This window comes from Chamaesiphon sp. OTE_8_metabat_110 (assembly GCF_031382685.1).
GTDB lineage: Bacteria > Cyanobacteriota > Cyanobacteriia > Cyanobacteriales > Chamaesiphonaceae > Chamaesiphon.
In genome coordinates, this window is sequence record NZ_JANMZA010000027.1 from 1 (window position 1) to 16,966 (window position 16,966).

Sequence of the window (16,966 nt, forward strand, 5' to 3'; positions counted from 1 at the left end):
GTCGGCGGTGCGTGCAGTATGGAAAGTAATTCCGTTCGCTATGGCTCGCATAAAAAACATCTCCACGCCTGTGTGGAAAACTACTTACTAGAATTGAGTAAGTATGAAATGAATAAACGAGATTTGGTGAGTAATATTAACTTCTATATGAATGTGCCTGTCAGTGCCGATGGCAGCTTGGAAATAGTCGATGGGATTTCTGAAGCAGGGAAAATTGTCGAGCTACAAGCCGAGATGGATGTGATGGTATTAATCTCCAATTGTCCCCAGGTAAATAATCCCTGCAATGCCTACAATCCCACACCAATTCGCTTGGTGATTTGGGATGCCCCAAACCATGCGTAGGTTGGGTTCAACGCATGTGAAACCCAACAATCTTCAAGCAATATGTGTAAATGTTGGATTGAGGCACCAAGCCCAACCTGTGACTGTCCACTGCACCGCAGTTATCAGCCTGCTGTCTCTACGTGGACAACATTGTACAAATGAAATTCGTTTCGTGCTAATCCTTCCCAATACGGCTTGTCTGGATTAAAACCTGATTGTTTCAGGATCTCCTCAAATGCCTCTTTACTCTCCCACTGCCCATAATTGAACATCCGAGTTCCATCCAAACTACGATGAAAAGTTGCCGAAATCAGTCCTGGAGAACTACTCATTGCTCGGTCGAGTTCCGTCGTTGTCCGCTTCACCATTTCCGGTTGATTCGTAGGCATCATACGAAACTCTGCCAGATGAGTAATGCGATCTCCTGCGACGATATCAACTTCTGCTGATATCGATTTGCTTGCCGATACCTCTAACTGCAATAAGTCTGGAGGAAAAAACTCATCGAACACCACAGGACGCTGCAAACTTCGACGATCGAACTTTGGTTGCCACTGGCTGTAGGTGAAGACGCGAACCCCATCTAAACTTTGATGCACACTCGCCGATCTAAAGTAGGAATTGGACTTCCAGGATTGGATTTGCTCTTTGATTGCATCCACTAGTCCTAATTGATGTCGCTCTGCAACTGTATATAAATCCAGCCCAACGAGCGCAGTATTTGAGCGATCTATCTTAACCATAAGCACTTCTCAATCTTTGTCGGTTTGCTTGTTCTGACTTAATGATAGAAGACAACCAATAACCAGGCAACTACCACTAATACGAACCCAATTGTATCGATCGATAATCCATACATCAAAATCTACACATTATGCTCGATTCTCCTTCTGAGAGGCTCCGTCAACGAATCCTGATTGCCAATCGCGGCGAAATCGCCTGTAGAATCATCCGTACCCTCGACAGGTTAAACATCCAATCGATCGCGATTTATTCTGAGATCGATCGACATGCACCGCATGTAAATATGGCGACTGAATCATTCTGTGTTGGTAAAGCTACCGCCGCTGAAAGTTATTTACAAGCCGATCGCATTTTGCAAATCGCCCAGGAAAATCGCGTCCAAGCTATTCATCCCGGCTATGGATTCTTGAGTGAAAATGCTGCATTTGCGATCGCTTGTGAAGCCGCCCAGATCGCTTTTATCGGCCCGACACCAGCTCAATTACAACAGTTTGGACTCAAGCATACCGCCCGATCGATCGCGGCTGAGAATGGCATTCCAATGTTAGTCGGGAGCGATCTACTTCAGAGTCAATCCCAAGCAGAAACGATCGCGGCGCAGATTGGTTATCCAGTGATGCTCAAAAGTACGGCTGGCGGTGGCGGAATTGGGATGGAAATCTGTCGAGATGGTAGTAGTTTAGCAGCAGCATTCGATCGAGTCGATCGATTGAGTAAGCAAAACTTTAGTCAAGGTGGTATTTTCCTAGAGCGTTATCTACCCCGCGCCAGACATATCGAAGTCCAAATCTTTGGTGATGGGAAAGGAAATGTTATTGCTTTAGGAGAACGCGATTGTTCGTTGCAACGCCGCAATCAGAAAGTAGTTGAAGAAACGCCTGCACCAGGGATCGATGATAACTTGCGATCGCAACTATATTCAGCCGCTGTTAAATTAGGGAAAGCTGTTAATTATCGATCGGCGGGCACGGTAGAATTTATCGTCGATGCCGATAGTCAGGAATTCTACTTTTTGGAGGTAAATACCCGTCTTCAAGTCGAACATGGCGTGACAGAATTGGTCAGTGGCATCGATTTGGTTGAATGGATGGTAAGGTTAGCAGCGGGGGACGATCTCGACTTAGCTAACTATAACTATCAACCCCAAGGACATGCAATTCAAGTTCGCATCTACGCTGAAGATCCCCATCATAATTTTCAGCCGAGTGCTGGCTTGCTGACGGCGGTAAGTTTCCCCAAATATGTGCGTGTCGATAGTTGGATCGCCGCAGGTACAGAAGTCACGCCCTACTACGATCCGCTCTTAGCCAAGGTTTTGGTATATGGCATCGACCGCGATCGGGCGATCGCCAAACTTCAAGCTACCCTCACTAATACCACGATCGCCGGAATTGAAACTAATCTCGACTACTTATTTCAAGCAATTTCCGACCCCGAATATCAAGCCGGAAACGTCCACACTCAGTTTTTAAAAACCTTTAATTATCAGCCTCAGTCGATCGATATTCTCGATCCTGGCATCCAGACTACTATTCAAGATTATCCCGGGCGCATCGGTTACTGGGATGTTGGCGTACCGCCATCAGGGCCGATCGACCATTTAGCATTTAGACTGGGGAACCGACTCCTAAATAACCCTCCAGATGCCGCTGGATTGGAATGTACGGTGTCAGGGCCAAAAATCCGGTTCAATTGCGATCGAGCGATCTGTTTGACGGGAGCGCAGATGACAGCCACTCTCGACGGCGCACCCGTGCCGTGGTGGACAGTGATTCATGTCAGATCGGGTAGTGTTTTAAAGCTAGCTAGCATTACTGGAAATGGCTATAGAAGCTATCTCACCGTCGCTGGCGGCTTTGATGTCCCGAACTATCTCGGCAGCAAATCCACCTTCACTCTCGGTCAATGTGGCGGGCATGGGGGCAGGACTTTACGGACTGGTGATGTCTTGCATTTTGCAGGGGACGGGGAGACTGGGGGACGGGGGGACGGGGAGAGTTTAGAGTTACGCGGTTTAGTTCAGCCCCAAAGTTTAGCTCCCGAATTAATTCCCAGCTATGCGAATCATTGGGAAATTGGGGTCATATATGGCCCTCATGGTGCGCCGGATTTCTTCACGCCTGAAGATATCGAGATGTTTTTTGCTACCGACTGGGAAATCCATCACAATTCAGCGCGGACGGGAATTAGACTGATCGGCCCCAAACCAGTCTGGGCGCGGACAGATGGTGGTGAGGCGGGCTTGCACCCCTCAAATATCCACGATAATGCTTATGCGATCGGGACTGTCGATTTTACGGGCGATATGCCGATTATTCTGGCTCATGATGGCCCTAGTTTGGGTGGTTTCGTCTGTCCTGCGACGATCGTTCAAGCCGAATTATGGAAAATCGGTCAACTCAAACCGGGTGATAAAGTCCGGTTTCGACCGATGACAATCGAGCGTGCCAATGCCCTAGAACTCGCCCAAGATCGGGAGATAGAAACACTCGTATCTCAAGCAAGAGATAATGCTCCAGAACAAGTATTGTTAGTAGACAAATTACCTGCTAGTGACAGCCTCACTACCTACCGTCGATCGGGCGATAAATATCTCTTAATTGAATATGGCGAACTAGTTCTCGATCTCAACTTGCGATTCCAGATTCACGCCTTAATGGAATGGCTCAAAGCTAATCCGATCGAGGGGATTATCGACCTCACTCCAGGCATTCGATCGCTCCAAATTCACTATGATAGTCGCATTTTACCAGAACGCGAATTATTAAATTTATTAACGATCGCTCGCGCGAATTTACAGAATATCGACGAGTTAACCGTACCCACCCGCATCGTGCATTTGCCCTTGTCTTGGGATGATGATTCGACCCGACTCGCGATCGACAAATACATCCAATCCGTCCGCGACGATGCGCCGTGGTGTCCGAGTAATATCGAATTTATTCGCCGCATTAATGGTTTAGATTCAGTTGAATCCGTGCGCGAAATTGTCTTCGCCGCCAGCTATTTAGTCTTAGGATTGGGAGATGTTTATTTAGGCGCGCCCGTTGCTACCCCGATCGATCCGCGCCATCGCCTAGTCACGACCAAATATAATCCCGCCCGCACTTGGACGCCCGAAAATGCTGTCGGTATCGGCGGCGCATATATGTGTATTTACGGGATGGAAGGCCCCGGCGGTTATCAATTTGTCGGTCGTACCGTGCCGATTTGGAATCGTTATCGTCAGACGGCAGACTTTACCAAGCCGTGGTTATTACGCTTCTTCGACCAAATTAGATATTTCCCAGTTTCGCCAACAGAACTATTACAATATCGGGAAGATCTGATTTATGGACGGGTAAAATTAAAGGTCGAAGAAACAACATTTAGTTTATCGGCATATCAACAATTTCTGACTGACAATACCGATGATATTGCTAGGTTTAAAAACACCCAACAAGCGGCATTTCAAGCCGAAAGAAATGCCTGGGCAGCCGCTGGCGAATTCACCAGACAAGCCATCGAACCAGAAGCCGCGCCGCCTCCAGCAACTCTAGAGCTACCACCCAACTGTACGCCGATTGTCGCACATTTAACCGCTAATGTATGGCAAGTATTAGTTAAGCCAGGAGACATAGTAAATCCCGGCGATAAACTAGTAATTCTCGAAGCAATGAAAATGGAAATGACGATCGCAGCCGAGGAAACAGGATCGATCGAGGCTGTTTATTGTACGCCCGGACAAATGGTATCTACCGGACAAGTCTTGTTAGCATTGATGAGTAGTAACGATTGATGGTAAATTTAGCAGTTTCTCAAAACTCAATGCCACGATAGACTCGTTCGATTGCAAAAGTTAGTCCGATACTTTCTAGTTCGACCGTATCCCCAGCAACGTAATTGGTTACTTCCCACTTACCGCGTTCGTTCTTGCGGAATACTTCAATTTCGATTTCTTCAGCACTGACAAGGACATATTCAATTAAGCTAGTCGATCGCTGATAAAGCTTGAATTTCTTGCCTCGGTCATAAGCTTCGGTACTGGGGGAGAGTACTTCGACGATCGTACAGGCATAACTATTGAACTGAGGTGTTTGTCGGTCGCGCTCGTCACAGGTTACGCTCGCGTCTGGATAAACGTATTTTTCAGATGCTTGAATTTTGATGCGGGCATCGGAGTTAAAGATTTGGCAATCGCCATCACCTAAATGATTGTCGATTAGTGTAGTGATATTTGTGGCAATTTTACTGTGGTCTGTCGTCCCACCACTCATCGCAAATACTTCGCCATCGAAGTACTCGTGCTTGATTTCCTGCTGCTCCTCCCAAGCAAAGTACTCTTTGGGGGTAAGTCGGGGCAAATGCTCTTGTGTTGCAACCATACATAGCCTCAATTGCTAAAAGATTGGTAAAATTATACCACTGAGGTTAAGTCCGAACGCAAGCAGCAGATATCGAAAACGTTAGATATCTCGATTCGTCAGGTTGAACGATTGCTCGATCGATATACTGATGAACAGCTACATGAGACTGCGGGAATCGATCGTTCTGATAAAGGGCAACATCGGATTGGTGAATATTGGCCTGAGTATATCCGCAGTGTCTATGAACAAAGTGTCAAAGATAAGCACCTGCTCACTCCAGCGAATATTGTGCGAGAGGTTCACCGTCACGCATTAATCGATCTTCGACATGAAGAAGGTGACTATCCTCATCAGGCGACTATTTACCGGATTCTAAAACCTCTAGTTGCAAGGCAGAAGCGCAGAATTAGAAATCCAGGAGCGGGTTCTTGGATGAGTGTTGAAACCAGAGATGGAAAACTACTCAAAGCGGATTTCAGTAACCAAATCGTTCAATGCGATCGCACAAAATTAGATGTTCGGATCGTTGATGAAGATGGCAACCTTTTAAATATATCACCAGAGGATGGTGGTGCAGAACGGGCAGAAAAGGAAGCTCGCTTAACTATTGAAGATGTTGACAAGATTCTAGCCGCTTACTTCTGTGATGACTATAATCATCAGCCATATCCTAAAGATCCCCGTGATACCCGCTATGAGAAATGGTTAAGAGGAATGGGTGGCAAGTTGCCAGAACAGCTAAATGAGCGTGAACTAGACATTCTCTTGATGAAGGAAGAACAACGGGTCGTTCAGGCTTATGGATCTATTTTCTTTGAAACTCTGACATACCGCTGTGAAGAATTGAAACCATTTGTAGGCCAATATGTCACAGTAAACTACGATCCCGACCATGTTCTGACGCTATATGCTTACATTCAAGCTACAGGCGATCGATCTGGCGAATTTATTGGTTGTGCTCATGCAATCAACATGGATATTCAAGATTCGAGCCTGTATGAGCTGAAACAATTGAACAAGGAGAACAGATGAAGCTTCAGACTCCTAAATCTTTACCTCCAGTACCAAAGCCTGAGTCCAATCCCACTCATCAATTATCTAGGGAAGAGGCTACGCCGACGACAGAAAGGAATCGAATTATTATTGCTAAAAATCAAACACTGAAAAGGATTTGGTAAGACATGACACAACAATCAGAACTGGTAATTCACGTTCCCGTCGAGGTTTTGGCTCCAACGATCGATATCACCGATCTGCTGGTAAAAGCAGCAGCGATTGAGGAACTATTCAAAGCTGTTTTTATCTCAACCAACCGTCATTCGGAATATACCCGATGGTTAGATGAACTACGAGCCTTCAAACATTGTGGTCGAGCGATCGGGCCGAGGCATGTGGGAAAAAGCCGTTCGTCAGCGCAATATCGAGATGAACATACCAAACGGGTTTCCCATGTTGAGGCATGGACAAATTTAAGTTCTCAACGGTTATTTTCACAAATTATCCAAGACATTAAACATGCAGCTTGGAGAGGGAAACGACAAGACTTACGCCCTAGATTAGCTGAATCGCTTAAACTATTTGGGATTGAACTTATACTAATTAATAATGCCCATCATTTACAAGAGGATGCCTTGCTCGACCTAAAGCAGCTTCATGAGAAATCTGGCGTTCCGATTATCTTAATCGGGACTAAAAAGCTGGATGAGAACTTGGAAAGTGGCGACTTGCTGACTCATTTTCCAACATTATTTGAGTTCGATGCTCTAGATGAAAAAGATTTTAAGAATACATTGGATGATATCGAAGAGATTTTGGCACTTCCTCAAGCTTCTAACCTGTCAGAAGGAACTCTATTTCAAACGTTGTTAGTAAATACTCAAGCGCGGATTGGTCTTTTGATTGAACTTATATCAAAGGTGGTTTTACATTCTGTAAAAAAGGGACATCTCAAGATTGATGAAACGGTTTTGAGCAATATTGTCAATCGTTACGGTAAGAAGTATATTGCCCTGGAATCGAGAAATGTACCACCTGCAAGCGATAGCTCGAAACAGATACTTTTAGAAGGAGATTTTTCTTGAGTCAGCTTGACGATCGAGTGCCCCAGTTAGGCTATGTGGAACCATTGGAGCATGAGAGTATCAGCCATTATCTCGGACGGTTGCGGCAATTCAAAGCAAATAGTCTACCATCGGCTTATTCGCTAGGTCAGGCGGCGGGGATTGGGGGCATAATTGCTAGATGGGAGAAACTGTATTTCAATCCATTTCCGACTGAGGAAGAGTTGGGACCGATCGCCAGTTTAATTGGTTTAGATCTGTCGCGGTTTCAGGATATGTTGCCGAGCCGAGAGAGAACGTTTCAATCTCGCCCAATTCGGCTGTGTGGGGCTTGTTACAGAGAAAGTCCACGGCAATTGCGTGTCCAGCCGTGTGGAGTTTACTGTTGGCTAATCTCCAGTCACCATCGACACGAATAGAAACTTGTTGACCAATTTGAAAATTTTCTATGCTTTCGAGATAGTGGTTTATCTCACCATCCGCATGTAGGACTTGGGTGATTGAGATATCATTAATGGTGCCGCGATCTGCTTTTTGACCGCCGCCTTGACCGTGGGCAATAGTTCGATCGAGCCGAATCCAAGATAGATCGTTGCAAATTTTTCCAAGAGATCTTGAGGGTAGAAATCTTTGACAATGGTTGCTAGCACCTTGCCAGAGAAAATTTGCGTTAGTGATTCCTTTTCGAGACGATCGACCTCCAAGAGATGGGGTGAACGATCGGTTATTGTCTTTTGTTGTTTCATGGCGGATATTGCCCTATCAACCGACAATAAAGGGCGATATGATAGGGGTAAGAATTTTTAATTGAGTCGTCTCTGGAAGCTTTATCGCCGAAAGAGGCGACTGTTTTTCAGTGACTTATTTACCCTAAAAAGTTGTCCTAATATTTGTCAACGGCGGATAAAAAACAATGCTATATGTATGACAAGCATCAAATAGATGATAGAAACCTATAAAATAAATTCTAATGAGAAGACAAGCGATCGAGATCGAGTCGATCGCTATTGACATATTCCTTAGCTGTCATATCATCCAGCGTTACTACTGAGCCATCCACAGAGCTAAATCTTGCTGATTCAGGGAGTAGTTTTAGCCAGCTATCTAGCCATTCATGCCATTCTTTCTCGCCGAAGCGATCGTCTGTCTCAGCGCGGACAAACCAGAATATTAGTTCTACGGCATTTGCATCCCAAGCAGGTGTAGCACTTACTCTGATTTCACGTAAGGCGCGGAGAGCATCACCTTCATCAGTAGATTTCTCGTGTTTGTCCTGCATTCGCTTTTGCAGCTTTTGAGCGAACCGATTAAAATCATCGGGAAAGGCAAATCGACTGCGTTTGCGTGCTAATGCCTCTGCTAGAGATCGAGTATCTGCATCGCTCCGGCATCCTGGTATTCTCTCCCATGCCGCTACAACATCCTTTTCTACAGTCATTACTAGATCGAGATCGGCGACCAGAAAGCGATCGGCAACTCCCGCAATATACGCATATCGGGGTCTTTTCAGTTTCCGTATCTCTTCTATCCATGTAGAATTAACTGCTACCAATGGCGAGATTTCAACAAAAGCACGCTCGGCACAAGATCGAACTAGATCGCATGTTTGAGTGACGACGACAAAGCCTCTGACTTGTGACTCTAATAAATCCGTATCAGTATTAGCTTCTGCAACTACAAAGTTCTTCGCCTCAAGCGTTACTGGACGTTGAGGATCGAAGCGATTAACGAACCAACAATCGTCTCCGATCGTACAATCGCCTTGAGACCATTTGCTCAAAGCCGAATCTATTTCTGGAATCCAACCGTCTGGTTCGTTACTCACCACTATTTATTTCGACTCCTCACACTTTTAGCCGCTCTCGATTTACCCACTTCCTGATGGATTGAATCTTGGAGGGCATCTACCAGATCTGCTGGATTGGGAGGCATTCGAGCCATCTCTGCTGCTTGAGATAATTGCCCTAATTTAGGTTGTTTTGGAGCATTGCCAGCACCGAGAATACTTTTCACTCGATCGAATTCACCTGTTGCAAGTAGTTCTAAGTAGGATTTCCCGTCATCAGCAATGCCCATTAATAGACTGCGATTGCTACTGGCACTACCGCGAGAAATGTACCTCACCGCGTCTAAAGTTCGATTTAACTTTTCCTCATTAGCTGAAGACAACGGTTCCCCACTCGCCCAGAAGTGGACGCTCCGGCGCGAAACACTGAACAGAGTAGCAAGTTGCTCCCACGTTAAACCACTCAACTTTCTAAGTTCATTAACTGTTTGCTGTGTAGATTTTATGGGAAGTGTGGCTGTTTCGATCTCATGGACATCTCGATCTAGTTTCGTTGAATTGATATGAAAATCTGAAGCTTGGAATTTTTTCCAAATTTTCCCCATTAACAAAGAGATCGGAAGCTCTAAGCCTTGACGGATTAGATCGCGATTTGGCCAAAGGAATCCATTTTTAACTGTTGGCTGACCGATCGCACAAACGTCTTCCATCGCATTTGCAAACGGATAGCATCTGCTTTGATACACTTGCTCGTGCTTGGAGTAATTATGTGTAGCAATGATGGATAATAAGACACTTTTCGGAATGGTTACTCCAATCTCTACACCGCTAGTTGTCATATTTAGAGCAGCTAAAAGATGATGCTTATGTATTTCCGCCACCATTGCTGTGCTGCGATCGCTCGTAAATATTGCTGAATCGATCGAATAACTAAGACTTGTCGATAATCTATCCTCTACGGTAGACATTCCTTTGGCTTGGGAAGACAAGCTACGATTAGTTGTTGTTTCTAACAGAGGACTCATAATTTACCACCATAGCGTCGTAAAAATTCATCAGTTACCGCCCAGCGAAAGAATGTATAGATTCTCTCGGTAAAGCTGAGAGCCTGATCCATGAGGGCTTCAAGGTTAAATACTTGGGGCTTTGTCGCAGATATATCTAGATCGAGTATCCAGCTACGTTCGGGGACAGCTTCGATCGCGTAAGGGTCAAAAGTAGCATTTGCAGGCATGACACCCCATCTAGCCGATATTTGAGCTTCTGGCAATAAAAATAATGACTCGTGCAGCACTTGATGAACGTACTCTTGAAGTTCACTACAGCTAATCCCAGCCATTTCGGGTCGAATCAACTGTGATATGTCTTCCAGATTTTGACCGACAACCCGATCGATATAGCGTAAGCCCACTCGATCGATCTGCGACAAGTGAAAGTTACTGTGAAGTTTGACCAGCAAATTTTCTAATCGTGCCAAAAAGTCGGTGCGACTGGTGTATTTAGTCGTTTCGATCGACACAGAATTACTTGCTAGGGAGATCCGCCACGTCCGATCTGCATTCCAAAAACACCAGGTTGTCTGAAGTGTCGGAGTTACGGATGCACCGTCAGTATTCAATGTTAGGCTTTGCGTTTTTACAGGTTCGAGGGTCGGGTATTCTGCCCGAATCGCCTCTTGAAATGAACCGACAAACGCCTGTTGCTCGATCGACAGAATCGGCGGAAACCTGATCTGCGCGATCGCTCTCACCAAGGGCGCATTTGTTAATGGCACCTCTGATGGCGGTGTGGCGATGAGTGGATTAACATCAATCACTTTCGGCGTGCCTTTTGCGACTTTCGCAAACATGGTGTGGTACTTGAGCAGATGATTATTTTTATCATGCCCTGATATACATATCTTATAACAGCAGTGTGAAATAAAGTGTGAAGCTATTCAGCACAAGCCATTTTACGGATATTACTTATAGGTGCTACGTGTCTATAAGCAATATTGTTTGACATGTAAATCGTCTATGGCTATAGTAGGAGGAAAAAACCCCACCTACGCTGCCGTCCAAATAGTAGCCGTGACAAGTGATTGAGTAAGTTGTCAGGACAATATTCTCCGCAGAAGACGCTAAATGACTCTACTGTGAAGATATTACGCGAGTGCAGATAACCCGATGACCAAATCCAAAGATAGCCACAGCGACTCAAAAAAAGATAACAGGGATGTATTACTCGACCACATCCGCTGGATGGTGGTGCTTGCCAAACTCAAGGAACTAGATCCAGACTCGACAGAAAAACCCGATCCAAGTATTAGAAGTATTCAAGATATCAATGATGACAAGGATCTGATTAATTTTACGCCTTTATTTGCAGATGATGATTCGGCGTTTGATATTAGCCTAGAACTGTGGCAATCTTTATTCTGTAAGAGTGTTGGATCGAAGGAAAAGCGAGTTAATAGCTTTATCAATACTATCTATCAATGTCGAAATTTTTATGCTTTAGATGCCCCGAATAATCCAGCCCAAAGATTGACAAAAATTGTTGATGGAACTGGACGAGCTACTGAAGGTAGATATGATGATAATATTCGGCAATGGGGAAAATATGCTAAGGAATTAGTGAAAGATAATGGTGGTTGGGAAAGCTTTCTTGCTAATAATCTATTAAGTGATATAGCTGATGTTAAATTTCCATCTATTGGTGTCAAAACGGGAGAAGATCGAGAATCGTTAATCCAAAGAATTCTTTATTTAGAACGCGATCGGTACATTCAAGTCCTTGCTACTACCGTGGTCGCACTTTGGCCGATCTGGTTTCTGAAACGTACTGAAAATATTGAATTTCTCAGGAATCTCACGGAAAGAGAACAGAAGACAAGAAATTTTAGAGTTGGGAAACGTCTACCAACTGAAGAATTGTACATTGATGTCAATCCATCCATCGGCAAAATGCAAGGATTACCGTATCCATTTGGATTTGCAGATACTTTATTAGAAGAAGCATTAAGTGATGAAGGAAAAGACATTGAAGAAAGCAAGCTAGACAGGGAAAGTTGGCCGCCTGTGGCAATTAATTTATTGATAAAAAAACTCAGAAATCAATATTGGAGTCCACCAATTTTATTTCCAGTAAGATCGGACACTTTATCTATACCAGAAGATGAAAAAGAAAACTACTCAATTCCATTTGTCATGGTTGCAGAGGGGTGTAATACATTTTCAACTACATATAGAAAAATCACTTCTAAATACAAAAAAATTGATGAAGTAACTTTTGGAATTGAAAGACAAACCTATGGTGAAATAATAGTAGAAAGACTGGGCATGGATAAATCTGATAGAGTGATTAGATCTGCTAGGAAAGACTTTTTTACGTCATTCCATAAAAACAACTCGTTAGATATTATCTTGTCATATTTTCCAGGCGATTTATTTTTGCAGACAGATCTAAATTATGCAGAGATTGGGGATGGGTACAAATTCTAGAATCTATTAAATATACAGTATTTTATATTTCTGGAGAATTATTTGGAGGAGTAAAATAGTTTCATTTTAATGATAAGATAGGTATTTGATTTGAGCTAATCTCTGCTCATTATGGCATATTAAGATCGATCGAGATAATGCTGCTGCTCTAAAATAAGCTTTAGCAGAAATAGGCGTAGAATCTTAGAACTTAGTTGTCGATGCGATTTTCTACCGTCCAGTACAAGCTGAATTATTATTATCCGCGATCGATGACAAAAGTAAACACTCGATCGTCATTCTAGATATGCTGAAAATAAAGAGTGGACACCTATCGATCGCAGAATGAATACAGATCCACCTATCTACTCAAACAACTCTACCGTCGTTATTAACAGATAAATTCCTAGCTAATCCTAATATTTAGGCAATCAAATATTTGAAATTGATGATTGTGGTCTTCCCGAACGTGCAGAGACTGTCTCGATCCGTCTGAGTGGAATGTGGGGAAACTGCTTAGAACGATCTGACATGAGTAGTTAATATTTCTTGTATTGACTGTTCTAAATGTTTTTGAACGACTAGCTCCTCTCGATCTAAGATCGCTCGTTTAGCGGCATCTTGTGCCACTCTGACAACTTGTGCGGCGGAGGAATCAATCATCATTGACACGCTCGACTGCCAATCGATTTTTCCAGTTTCGACTGAAGAAAGTGTCTGTTTTAGAATACCCTCAATTTCTGCCTGTGTTGGCTTTGGTACTTCGATCGTATCATCAAATCTTCGCCACACAGCTTCATCCAAGAACCTGGTCAGGTTGGTTGCCGCAACTAATAATCCATTATTAGCTTCATATTCATCTAATAGCAGAAGAATCATGACTCTACCTGCTTGCAACCACTCCACTGCCTGGGTTTCATCAAAATCAACCAGATCTAGCACTCTCTTTTGTCCATCCCAAGACAATAGCCACGACTGGGATACTGTCTGGATCGAGTCGGGGGATTTCTCCTTTAAGGCTTTGAGCGCAGCATCGGCGATTTCCATATTTAATCCCGCTCCCAGACAGTATTCCATTATCCCCAGTTCCACTACCTCCGATGGACTGTAATAGACACTCCGACCCGTTCCCTGAGAACCGACGGTGGGCACGACAATCTCTTTTTCCCGCCAATATTGCAATTGGCGCAATGTACAACCAGATATGTCTGACGCTTGCTTACTAGTAAAAAATGGTTCCTGCATACTATCGATCGTACCCCAGCTAGCCACCAAATCAATGTTGCCTTAGTTTATGAGCATTATCACAATTCACTGTCGTCTCACTGCTCCCAAACCTATTCGTCGCCAGCTCTGGTATTTGATGGCAGAGCGTAATACTCCTCTGATTTGCGAATTGATAAAGCGAGTAAGTCAACATTCTGATTTTGGGATCTGGCAACGTAGAGGTTCTATCCCGAAGAAGGCAGTTATGGATCTTTGTACGCCGCTCAGAGAAATTTATCCTGGGCAACCTGGGCGTTTCTATGCCTCTGCTATCTTGATGGTGCTGTATACCTATGAATCATGGCTGGCTATCCAGCAAAATCTCCGCCGCCGCATAGACGGAAAGCAACGTTGGTTGGATGTAGTCAAAAGCGATCGTGAATCGATCGAACTCAGCGGCTCTAGCCTTGATGTTATCAAACGACGGGCGCAAGATATTCTCAGCGAACTGAATACAGAGCAATCGACCCAATCGGCTCCCAATGCTAATCTTCAGATCTGGGAGAATATGTCGATCGTCTACTAGCAAATGAGATCGTTAAACTCGCACAACAATATCGAGCTGACAGCATCGTAATCCCTACTCTGACACATGTTAGAACGGTACTCGCCAGTGAGATTACCGCTAGAGCAGAACAGAGATGTCCTGGTTCAGTTGAGGCTCAAAAAAAGTATGTAAAAGATTACCAGATGACCATCTCTCGCTGGAGCTACAACAGACTGATTGAAACTATTCGTTCAAAAGCCCAGCAACTTGGGGTCGCGGTTGAGTCAGGATTTCAGCCAGCCAGGGCTAGTCCTCAAGAACAAGCGAAGGATATCGCGATCGCAACTTATCACTCTCGATCGTCAGCTTAGTCTCGCGTTCGCGTCTGCCTTGGCAAATGCCAGTCTCCTCAAAACGAGATGGTTTTTACAGTACATCCGCACCTAGACAAGTTAATATATAGTTTAACCGCGCCGCAGTTTAAGCTTTCTGAGCCAATGAACCGTGAAAAATGTGGGTCTGTTTGGTCATCGTAGATGACTGTACTTTCCGGCCCTGGCAACTGTCCGCTTACTGACTGCCATCCTGGTACCTATCTCATTGGGAGATTTGTGTGGGGATGGGATGCTGCATTGATGAAATTCTCTTTCTCTAAAGTAGCGCAGGTGCGCCCCCAGCAGAAGTAGGTAAAGCTTTCATTTTGTGAAAGTACGGGTGCATTATGTCTTCATTTTATTGAAGTAGATGGTGTGACCGGAGTGGCAGTTACTGAATCGCCTCCGATCGAGGAGGAATCCGCCATAATTTTTATTGGCAAACCTAATAGTGAGGTCAAAAACCCCTAGAGGTTTGCCAAAATCCAGAATCTCTCTGCTAGCAATACTTTCACTAGTTTGAAATTACCAAGGCAGTCCTCCTGATGAGTCCATAAGACATGTTTTTAGCAGCTTTGCCAAAAACTAGTTTGAAAAGCTTTCCAGACAAGGGTTTTGGCTCCGGGAGTTGCTATCGCCTTCCCAGAGATGGGTGGGTTGAAAGACCGCAAAGATTATCTCCCCAGAGCGATCGCTCTCGTTGCTATCGCCTTCCCAGAGATGGGTGGGTTGAAAGATCGGTTTTGATGACTGCAATCTATTTCTCTTGTAATGATTGCAATTATTTTCTACTAAATGAGCGGATTGAAAGGTGGGAGGAAGCGACTCCAAAAGACTGTTGTTTGCGATCGCAAAAATTGGTGGATTGAAAGGTGGGAAGAGGCTACGCAGATGCTCAATTTCCGATTGTTAATAATAGCTTTCAATGATGAAGACTTTGGCAATGGAAGATTACAAGAACATTATTGTCGCATAGCGAAAACGACACTAATTTGCGAACGGGATCTAATTCACAAATTAGCGACATTAAATTGCGAATTTACGAAAAAATATGTCTGCTTAGGTGTTTTGCGACATTATCTTGCGAAAAACGACACTAATTTGCAAATAGCGACATTTAATGTGCGAATGTACAACAAGCTACTTAGGAGCGTGCAGACCGCATTCTTTTTGCGTAGCTTCTTCCCACCACCAGCGACCTTCGCGTTCGTGCTGCTGAGGTAGTGTCGGCTTGGTGCAGGGTTCGCAACCGATACTAATAAAGCCGCGTTCGTGGAGAGCGTTGTAAGGTACTTCTAGTGCGCGAATGTAATTCCAGACATCCGCAGACGACCAATTAGCCAACGGATTGAACTTGACTAGGGGATGTTCTGGAGTCGAGAAAGCACCATCAGCTTGGATCGCGGGTACCTCTGCGCGAGTCGAAGGACTTTGATCCTTGCGCTGTCCGGTAATCCAGGCATCGAGGGTCGCTAACTTACGTCGCAGGGGAGCCACTTTTCGCACTCCACAGCATTCTTGGTGTCCATCTTCATAGAAGCTAAATAAACCTTTAGCCTTCACCATCGCTTCGACGGGTGCTGCTTCTGGGTACACGACATCGATCGCGATACCATAGTGCTTTCTGACTCGATCGATAAATTGGTAAGTTTCCGGATGGAGACGCCCAGTATCTAGGCTAAATACTCTGACGTTGGGATTAATCTTATATGCCATATCGATTAAGACCACATCCTCAGCGCCACTAAAAGAGATGGAAATATTATCGAACAGGCTCAAGGCACGTTTGATGATGGCTTGAGGAGTCTGCTGGCTTAGTTCGGCATTAAGGGTCGGAAAGTCAAGTGCTACGGTCGTCTGGCTCATGGTGCTATGCGATCTGGAAAAAATTAAGGAGCGGTCTGCTAAGTTTATTTTACTAGAGAGGGGGAAGAAGGGGTAAAGGGTAAGGGGTAACGGGTAAGGGGTAAGAGGGTAAAGGGTAAGGGGTAAAGGGTAAAGGGTAAAGGGTAAAGGGTAAAGGGTAAAGGGTAAAGGGTAAAGGGTAAAGGGTAAAGGGTAAAGGTAATTAATAGACCTCCTGCGAAGGTAACAATACAATCTTTTTTAGTATTG

General features: G+C 44.5%; 17 protein-coding genes. 9 read left to right on the plus strand and 8 right to left on the minus strand.

Annotated features, from left to right (window positions below; translation table 11 throughout):
- On the plus strand, nt 1–345 hold a 345-nt coding region (locus RMO52_RS00995; RefSeq protein WP_310410178.1), incomplete at its 5' end, for a DUF1989 domain-containing protein.
- Nucleotides 346–449: 104 nt separating this feature from the next.
- Here the strand turns inward: RMO52_RS00995 and RMO52_RS01000 are convergent.
- Nucleotides 450–1,070, minus strand: a complete 621-nt coding sequence (locus RMO52_RS01000) for an antibiotic biosynthesis monooxygenase (RefSeq protein WP_309737915.1) — start codon at nt 1,068–1,070, stop codon at nt 450–452.
- Between the two features lie 131 nt (nt 1,071–1,201).
- On the opposite strand from RMO52_RS01000, the gene uca reads away from it, so the two are divergent.
- Nucleotides 1,202–4,849, plus strand: a complete 3,648-nt coding sequence (gene uca / locus RMO52_RS01005) for an urea carboxylase (protein ID WP_310410180.1) — start codon at nt 1,202–1,204, stop codon at nt 4,847–4,849.
- A gap of 19 nt (nt 4,850–4,868) precedes the next feature.
- On the opposite strand, the gene RMO52_RS01010 is transcribed toward uca, so the two are convergent.
- Complete coding sequence (locus RMO52_RS01010; protein WP_309737913.1) at nt 4,869–5,435, minus strand: Uma2 family endonuclease; 567 nt, start codon at nt 5,433–5,435, stop codon at nt 4,869–4,871.
- Nucleotides 5,436–5,546: 111 nt separating this feature from the next.
- Here RMO52_RS01010 and RMO52_RS01015 point away from each other — a divergent pair, with 111 nt between their 5' ends.
- The 3 genes from RMO52_RS01015 (at nt 5,547) to RMO52_RS01025 (ending at nt 7,896) form a co-directional block, all read left to right on the plus strand.
- A complete protein-coding gene (locus RMO52_RS01015; protein WP_309737911.1) occupies nt 5,547–6,449 on the plus strand; it encodes a Mu transposase C-terminal domain-containing protein in 903 nt (300 codons plus the stop codon).
- A gap of 149 nt (nt 6,450–6,598) precedes the next feature.
- Nucleotides 6,599–7,498: an ATP-binding protein gene (locus tag RMO52_RS01020; protein WP_309737909.1), complete on the plus strand. Its 900-nt coding sequence runs from the start codon at nt 6,599–6,601 to the stop codon at nt 7,496–7,498.
- The gene (locus RMO52_RS01025) at nt 7,495–7,896 is read left to right on the plus strand and encodes a hypothetical protein (RefSeq protein WP_309737907.1); all 402 of its coding nucleotides are present in this window, start codon (nt 7,495–7,497) and stop codon (nt 7,894–7,896) included. The genes RMO52_RS01020 and RMO52_RS01025 overlap by 4 nt, the downstream gene beginning before the upstream one ends.
- Before the next feature lie 48 nt (nt 7,897–7,944).
- Here the strand turns inward: RMO52_RS01025 and RMO52_RS01030 are convergent, their stop codons facing one another.
- From RMO52_RS01030 to RMO52_RS01045, 4 genes are all read right to left on the minus strand, one after another.
- On the minus strand, nt 7,945–8,223 hold the full coding sequence (locus RMO52_RS01030) for a hypothetical protein (protein WP_309737906.1): 279 nt from the start codon (nt 8,221–8,223) through the stop codon (nt 7,945–7,947).
- Nucleotides 8,224–8,444: 221 nt separating this feature from the next.
- Nucleotides 8,445–9,302: a hypothetical protein gene (locus tag RMO52_RS01035; RefSeq protein WP_310410183.1), complete on the minus strand. Its 858-nt coding sequence runs from the start codon at nt 9,300–9,302 to the stop codon at nt 8,445–8,447.
- Nucleotides 9,303–9,304: 2 nt separating this feature from the next.
- Nucleotides 9,305–10,288: a hypothetical protein gene (locus RMO52_RS01040; protein ID WP_310410185.1), complete on the minus strand. Its 984-nt coding sequence runs from the start codon at nt 10,286–10,288 to the stop codon at nt 9,305–9,307.
- Complete coding sequence (locus RMO52_RS01045) at nt 10,285–11,112, minus strand: TIGR04255 family protein (RefSeq protein ID WP_310410188.1); 828 nt, start codon at nt 11,110–11,112, stop codon at nt 10,285–10,287. Before RMO52_RS01045 ends, RMO52_RS01040 begins: the two co-directional genes overlap by 4 nt.
- 316 nt (nt 11,113–11,428) lie before the next feature.
- Here RMO52_RS01045 and RMO52_RS01050 point away from each other — a divergent pair, with 316 nt between their 5' ends.
- Entirely contained in the window at nt 11,429–12,745 is a 1,317-nt protein-coding gene (locus RMO52_RS01050; protein ID WP_310410190.1) for a hypothetical protein, read from the plus strand.
- A gap of 495 nt (nt 12,746–13,240) precedes the next feature.
- Here the strand turns inward: RMO52_RS01050 and RMO52_RS01055 are convergent, their stop codons facing one another.
- A complete protein-coding gene (locus RMO52_RS01055; protein ID WP_310410198.1) occupies nt 13,241–13,996 on the minus strand; it encodes a MerR family transcriptional regulator in 756 nt (251 codons plus the stop codon).
- 22 nt (nt 13,997–14,018) lie between these two features.
- Between RMO52_RS01055 and cas12k the strand changes: the two genes are divergently transcribed.
- The 3 genes from cas12k to RMO52_RS01070 all read left to right on the plus strand — a co-directional run bounded on the left by cas12k (nt 14,019) and on the right by RMO52_RS01070 (nt 15,163).
- On the plus strand, nt 14,019–14,516 hold the full coding sequence (gene cas12k / locus RMO52_RS01060; RefSeq protein ID WP_310410192.1) for a type V CRISPR-associated protein Cas12k: 498 nt from the start codon (nt 14,019–14,021) through the stop codon (nt 14,514–14,516).
- Between the two features lie 8 nt (nt 14,517–14,524).
- Nucleotides 14,525–14,848 carry a hypothetical protein gene (locus RMO52_RS24590; RefSeq protein WP_396134851.1) on the plus strand — a complete coding sequence of 108 codons (324 nt, stop codon included), beginning with the start codon at nt 14,525–14,527 and terminating at the stop codon, nt 14,846–14,848.
- 165 nt (nt 14,849–15,013) lie between these two features.
- Nucleotides 15,014–15,163 carry a hypothetical protein gene (locus RMO52_RS01070; protein WP_309742179.1) on the plus strand — a complete coding sequence of 50 codons (150 nt, stop codon included), beginning with the start codon at nt 15,014–15,016 and terminating at the stop codon, nt 15,161–15,163.
- Nucleotides 15,164–15,991: 828 nt separating this feature from the next.
- Here the strand turns inward: RMO52_RS01070 and RMO52_RS01075 are convergent.
- Nucleotides 15,992–16,717: a phosphoadenylyl-sulfate reductase gene (locus RMO52_RS01075; protein ID WP_310410195.1), complete on the minus strand. Its 726-nt coding sequence runs from the start codon at nt 16,715–16,717 to the stop codon at nt 15,992–15,994.
- Nucleotides 16,718–16,966 lie beyond the last annotated feature (249 nt).